This window comes from Natronincola peptidivorans (assembly GCF_900111615.1).
GTDB lineage: Bacteria > Bacillota > Clostridia > Peptostreptococcales > Natronincolaceae > Natronincola_A > Natronincola_A peptidivorans.
Genome location: NZ_FOHU01000041.1, coordinates 1 through 6905, shown reverse-complemented (window position 1 = coordinate 6905; position 6905 = coordinate 1). Strand labels below are relative to the sequence as shown.

The window sequence follows — 6905 nt, the reverse complement described above, 5'->3', positions numbered from 1 at the left end:
AGTGGACAGGCTTCGGAGGCAATAGCATTAAAGGTAGGTGCTAACACAATTACAGTGGAGGTAACAGCAGAGGACGGAGTGACTATAAAAACCTACACCATAACTATAAATCGGGCTGCACCCTCGAGCGGAGGCGGTGGAGGATACACCCCGCCAATTTCTCCACCCCAACCGGCACCTATACCTGATGTGACGGGAGGAGTATCAACAGACACTGTAACACTTGGTACTGAAGTACTGGAAAAACAGGCTACCATTACCGACAGTGGGGGAATGGTAGAAATTTTCACCTTGCAAACAATTGCTGCACAGCAGCAGTTAGTGGCCGCAAGATTAGAAGGCAAAACAACCATGGAGATTAAAATAGAAAGCAATCCAATGACAACAACAATAATAAACATACCTGAAGATTTTCTTAAAAGTTCTGTTGATATGAAAGTGACCGTAGCTACGCAACAGGCTACCCTAGAGCTTCCTGCTACCCTAGTAGCTATCTTGGCAGAAGCAGGTGAAGGATTATCACTAAGGATGGAGAGGGGAGATGCAGAAATTGTTCAGAAGGGCTTAGATGAAACCCGCTATGGAGAAGGTTCTGCAATATTAGGCAATCCAACGATGGTAAATACAACGTTGAAGGGAGAAACAACAGTTATACTTCCATTGGAGGGAATAGCTTTTCCAGAGGATGCTCAACAAAGAGAGGATTTCCTAGATAGCTTAGCTGTATTTGTCATCCACAGTGATGGTGAGAAAAAAGTCATTGGAGGGGAAATTATCTTTGATGCCGACGGCAATCCTGTAAGTATCAAGTTTTCAGTGGATCGTTTCAGCACCTTTGCTATCATTAAGCAGTCGGAGGCTTTGAAACAGAGAAATATCATCAGTCTTACCATCGGTGACAGGACAGCTATAATAAATGGCAGGTCCTACAAGCTGGATGCGGCCCCCTTGATTGATCCAAAAACAAACAGAACCTTAGTTCCACTACGCTTTGTAAGTGAAATGCTAGGAGCAAAGGTAGAATGGCTAAAGGAAAGTCGACAGGTGCGAATCACACAACAGGAGACAGAGATTATCCTGACCATAGGATCACATACAGCAGTGGTGAACAACAATATAATCGCTTTGGACTGTCCGGCAGAAATCCTGCCACCGGGTCGTACCTTTGTACCACTGCGTTTTGTCAGCCAAGCACTGGGTGCTAATATAGAGTGGGATGAAAGCACTCAAACCATTACCATATCTCAATAGAATAAAAGATATATAGAATTGTTCTATTAAATTAACAAGTATCCTTTATACACTTTAGTAAAAACTTTACATATGTTGACACTAAAGGGTATAATCTATATAATGAAGTTGTATATTTAAACTCTAATATTAAGAAAGGGCAAGGTATTTATAGAAATGAAAATATAATTCACTTTAACTATTTAAGTAAAATGAAGATGATAATAAAGCCTGAAGTTAAGGTTTTATTGGTATGCATTTTATGAAAATTTGTGAGTGGATAGTATTTTCTAGCTGTAGATAGCTTGTCTAAAAATATATTTTAATCTTGATTAAGGACTGAAATTTTTATAAGTGTAAATACATTTCTTTACACATTGTTTTCAATTCTATCCTTATAAAAATAAATTAGATTAGACTATGGTTTAAAGAGAAAAAATTCTCTTTAAATTAAGCCTGATTTTACTTCTGATGCATTAAGATTATGATATTGTTAAGATACTATCCTCTCCGATGACAGGGAGGATTTTTTTATGCTATTAATTGAATGCAGTAAAATAAAGAAATACTTTGGGGATCGGTTGCTATTAGATATAGACAATTTAAAAATCTATTCTGAAGATAGAATAGGCATTGTTGGTGCCAACGGTGCAGGTAAAACCACTCTGATGAATATATTGTGTCGAAGGCTGGAGCCTGATGAGGGATGGGTTAAGCTATATGGGAACTATAGCTATATAACCCAGCTGGAGGAACCAGAAGCTAAAAGCATAAGTGATGAACTAGCTTCAAAATTAAGTATTGAAGCTGTTTGGCGAGAGAATATGAGCGGAGGAGAAGAAACTAGATTTAAGCTGGCGGTGGCTTTAGCGGGGGATCCACCATTAGTATTAGCTGATGAGCCCACCTGTAATGTAGACATGGAGGGAATTCAGTTGATGGCAGAGAGACTTCAAGAATACAAAGGCGTGCTGATTGTGATATCCCATGACAGAAGCTTCTTAGATAAACTATGCAATAAAATATTAGAAATAGAAAATAGTGAGATAAAAATCTATCACGGTAACTATAGTCACTATAGGGATCAAAAGATCCAAGAAAGAGAAAGAGCTGTATTTGAATATGAAGCTTATATGAAAGAAAAGAGACGACTGGAAGAAATAATGAAGGATACAAAACAAAAAGCAAAAAGCATAAGAAAGGCTCCCAAAAGGATGGGAAATTCTGAAGCTAGGCTGCATAAAATGGGAAACCAAAGGGCAAAGGCTAATCTTGAAAAGGCAGTTAAAAATGCTGAAAACAGAATGAAACATCTGGAAGCTAAAGATAAACCTAAGAAGGAAAAGAGAATTCAATTTGACATTATGGATGCGGATAGACTCCATAGCAAAATAATCATAGCAGGAAAAAATATCAACAAGACATTTGGAAATAAAATGATATTTAAAGATGCAGAGTTTAATATTTATAATGGCTCTAAGATAGGATTAATTGGTCCCAATGGTTGTGGTAAAAGCACCTTGATTAAAATGATTATGGAAAATGATAAAGGAATAGAAGTTGCTCAGGGTGCAAGTATAGGGTACTTTAGTCAGGATATGGATATTCTAGATGAAAAGGTAAGTATCATAGAAAATATTATGGAAAGCAGCATATACCCTGAAAACTTTGCAAGGCTATTGTTGGCTAGGTTGTTATTTAAAAGAGAAGCTGTTTACAAAAAAATCGCTGTATTAAGTGGTGGTGAAAGGGTAAAGGTTTCCTTTGCTAAGATATTACTACAGGATATAAATTTACTTATATTAGATGAGCCTACTAATTTTATAGATATCAATGCCCTTGAAGCAATAGAGGAAGCACTTCAGGATTATGATAGAACCTTATTATTTGTCTCTCATGATAGAAGCTTTGTAGATGCTGTTGCAAATCATATCATGACCATCGAAAACCACAAAATAAAAATATCTCCAGGAAATTATACAGCATACTTGGCCAGCAAAAATAAATCCTTAGATGCTGAGGAAGAAGAAATAGAAAAAAAGATTTTTATACTGAAAAATCGCTTATCAGAAGTCATCGGAAGATTATCGATACCATCGAAAAAGGATGATGTAGCGGCACTGGATAAGGAGTATCATGAGATACTGGGAGAATTAGATAGACTGAAGGACAGACAGGAATTGTAGAAATATTTCACTGCTTTACTGAATATAAACCTACAAACTTGTGCAGGAAAACGCGGATATGTAAAAAATATTTCTTTTATGCTATAGAAAAAGGGAGGTCATAGAAATGGATTCCCTAAAAAATAGAACAATTTTTAATAAAGAAAAGAAAATAAGAAGACATAGGGACTGACATCCCATGTCCTGCAATGAGCGTTTGCAATAAATTCTAAGCTGTATGGCCCCTTAGAATAGTCTACAAAAAAATATTGACAAATAGACTAGAAAGGCATACTATATTGATAATAGATATATCTAATATCGATATAGATACAAAGGAGGGGATGCTATGGCAAGGGAACAATTAAAAACCTTAACTGAGCCCATGTACTACATACTTTTGACCTTGACAGATCCTCAGCATGGCTATGGCATCATGCAGGAAGTAGATCGGCGTACTGAGGGTAGGGTAAAGATCGGGGCTGGTACTTTATATAATCTTTTATCCAGATTTGAGGAGGAGAATATTATAGTACAGATGGCTGAGGAGAATAGAAGGAAGATATATACTATAACGGATAAAGGCTTAGATATTTTGAAGGATGAATATCAGCGATTAAAGCAATTGGTTTCAGACGGCAGGGATATCTTAGAGGGGAGAAGGTGGCCTAATGAAAAATAAAACCAAAAGGGTATTTTGGGGATTCTTTTCCCTAGACTATAAAGCCATAGAAGCTTATCTAGAGGAAATGGCTGAGAAGGGTTGGATGCTGGAAAAGGTTGGTAGAATGACAGCCAAATTTAGAGCTATAGAGCCTAAAAAATTGAAATTCTATGTGGATGTATTTAAAGAGGGAGGACCTCTTACCCCAGAGAATACGAAAGAGGCAGAGGAATATAGAAGGCTATGCCAAGAGTCAGGATGGACCTTCATAACATCACAGGACTATCTACAGTTCTTCTATGCTGATGGGGATAAGAATCCGATTCCTATTCAAACTGACGAAGTCCTAGAACAAAAAATTGTTGAGACTACTTTATGGAGAGGTGAGCTGCGGAGTCTATTTATATTCTCAATTATTGCAGTTATTGCATTGGTTAGATATTTCCCTATAAAGCATAATAATCTTTTAAGCTTTGTAGGTGTTGCAGGGACCCTCTTATTTCCTTTACTTTGTATATCTATACTAGCTTCCACTGTCTATGGCTTGATGAGGGTACTTAGGGCCAGGAGGAATGTCAAAAGGGGATTACCCATAGAAAAGCCAACCTTGAAAAGTGCTAGAAGACGCATCATAGCATTTCATGGTCCGGCATTGACGATTGCATTTATTTTCATACTGGCATTTGTTGTTGATGCATTTTTTATGCCTCGCATTGTAATGCTATCCCTATTGGGTCCAGTGCTTGGTATGGGTATTGGATTAGGTCTCAGATACTTTATAAAGAAAAAGACAACTGATAAAAAGGACAGTGTAATCTATGTGACTCTGTCTTTCATGTTTGTAATATTTGCACTACTCATTGCCAATTCACTCCTTATCAATAGACCTGTAACTCATACCTATAAGGAAGATTCTATACCAGATGGTTATCCCATCGTAACCGTGGGGGAGCTTTTAGATGGCTCACAGCAGGGGAGCCTCGTCAGTAGGGAGTTTGATTTTGGCATGAGTCCCATCACCCCCAAGCATTATAATTATCGGGAAATTAGGGATTTCAATGGAGAAAGGAAGGGAATAAGGGTTCATTACTATCAAACCATACATCCATACTTTGCTGAGGTAATATTTAATGGTATAACAGAGGAATTAAAAAGAGGAATAAAGTGGAGAGGTATGTATTTTTTAACAAAAACCATTATTACAGATGATAAGATGAAGGCTTTATGGGATGTGGATTATCTAGCATTAACAGAGGATAGGGATGAAATGATAATCCAAAAAGGAAATATAGTAGTGCATTTAGAAGGAGATATAGATTTCGAGGATAGACAGCTAAGGGATTTAATCATCGATAGATTTTCTATGGATAGCCAGCTATAGATATTGATCCATTTTTCTATACTCCCACAACTTTCCATACAAATGATTATGAAAAATGTCTCATAATAGTAAAAAAACAGGGTTTGATCTATTTTGTTAGCAGTGCCCAAAGCACAAATCAACCATCCTCAAAAATAAATAATGAGGTAAATGTATAGACATCGATTTCTAATTCATATATAGTAAGGATTAGGAAAAAAATATTAACAAAGTAAAAGTATTGTCTTTCAGCAACTTCAAGAGACAATACTTTTTTAATTAGACTTTTATAAATACATAATTTCTGTCTAATAATTTTTTAAAAATATGGAATATATAGTTTAGACCGTAAAGTTCATATTTAGTTCATATTAGATTATTATAATAAGACTATCTTTAACGAAGTAGTATACAAAATAAATACCAGTTGAGTGAAAAGTCATTAATGAATTGAACATTTAGATGACAATAAAGCAAAAAATATCCTGGTTATGTTTTTAGGAAGAATATAAGAAAGAGGTAAGAGAAATGGTAAATATCTTAGTGGCAGAAGATGACAAAAATCTACAAAAACTAATGACAGCTGTTTTAAAACAACAAGGGTACCATGTCTTAAATGTTAAAGATGGGATAGAAGCTTTAGAGATACTAGACACATCCCATGTGGATTTAATCATTAGTGATATTATGATGCCAAATATGGATGGCTATGATTTAACTGATGTCCTTAGAAAATCAAATTATAATCTACCAATCCTAATGGTCACTGCTAAGGAAACCCTCGAAGATAAAAGGAAGGGATTTTTGGTGGGAACTGATGATTACATGGTGAAGCCCATTGATATGGACGAGATGATTCTGCGGGTAGCAGCATTATTACGTCGCTCACGAATTATCAACGATCAACGACTAGTTATTGGCGAAGTAGAGCTTGATTATAATGCTTTAACTGTGAATAAAAATCAGCATGCTATCCTTTTACCTAAAAAAGAGTTCTATCTCCTATTTAAGCTGTTAAGCTATCCCAAGCATATATTTACAAGACAGCAGCTCATGGATGAAATATGGGGAATGGAATCTGAAGCTGATGAACGTACAGTGGATGTGCATATAAAAAGGCTAAGAGAAAAGTTCGCTGATTTTAATGAGTTTGAGATCGTAACAGTTCGAGGGCTTGGATATAAGATAGTGTAAAGTAGGTTATGAAAACTAAGAAACAAAATTTTACAACATGATTTGTGGGGGGAGTACCTTCTTAAAAGAAGAAAACATCAAAAAAATAGATTGATGATACCACAAATAATGCTCTGGAACCCACAGCATTGATGGTGAAACGATGAAGTTTAGCAAAAGTGCAAAGGCACATTTAAGGGGAAGGTTGGTTTTGTTGTGAGAGGATGGTTTGTTGCCCTAAGTAGATCAGTAGCTGCCATTTGCCCGGCATATTATCGGCATTTGTCAGCATATCGACTTCGTTTAAAGGACG

5 protein-coding genes are annotated in these 6905 nt (G+C 36.2%); all 5 read left to right on the top strand.

Annotated features, from left to right (window positions below):
* Positions 1 to 1251 (top strand): stalk domain-containing protein (locus BMX10_RS17525; RefSeq protein ID WP_170834888.1); only part of this gene is annotated, 1251 nt, incomplete at its 5' end.
* A gap of 512 nt (positions 1252 to 1763) precedes the next feature.
* A complete protein-coding gene (gene abc-f / locus BMX10_RS17520) occupies positions 1764 to 3416 on the top strand; it encodes a ribosomal protection-like ABC-F family protein (RefSeq protein ID WP_090447075.1) in 1653 nt (550 codons plus the stop codon).
* A 328-nt stretch (positions 3417 to 3744) separates the two neighbouring features.
* Positions 3745 to 4077, top strand: coding sequence for a PadR family transcriptional regulator (locus tag BMX10_RS17515; protein ID WP_090447073.1), 333 nt, complete (start codon positions 3745 to 3747; stop codon positions 4075 to 4077).
* Positions 4067 to 5440: a DUF2812 domain-containing protein gene (locus BMX10_RS17510; protein WP_090447071.1), complete on the top strand. Its 1374-nt coding sequence runs from the start codon at positions 4067 to 4069 to the stop codon at positions 5438 to 5440. The genes BMX10_RS17515 and BMX10_RS17510 overlap by 11 nt, the downstream gene beginning before the upstream one ends.
* A 507-nt stretch (positions 5441 to 5947) precedes the next feature.
* Positions 5948 to 6613: a response regulator transcription factor gene (locus BMX10_RS17505; protein WP_090447069.1), complete on the top strand. Its 666-nt coding sequence runs from the start codon at positions 5948 to 5950 to the stop codon at positions 6611 to 6613.
* Positions 6614 to 6905 lie beyond the last annotated feature (292 nt).

Excerpts from the sequence above, each read along its gene's own strand:
- abc-f (WP_090447075.1), top strand. The coding sequence starts at position 1,764 with ATGCTATTAATTGAATGCAGTAAAATAAAGAAATACTTTGGGGATCGG.
- BMX10_RS17515 (WP_090447073.1), top strand. The coding sequence starts at position 3,745 with ATGGCAAGGGAACAATTAAAAACCTTAACTGAGCCCATGTACTACATA.
- BMX10_RS17510 (WP_090447071.1), top strand. The coding sequence starts at position 4,067 with ATGAAAAATAAAACCAAAAGGGTATTTTGGGGATTCTTTTCCCTAGAC.
- BMX10_RS17505 (WP_090447069.1), top strand. The coding sequence starts at position 5,948 with ATGGTAAATATCTTAGTGGCAGAAGATGACAAAAATCTACAAAAACTA.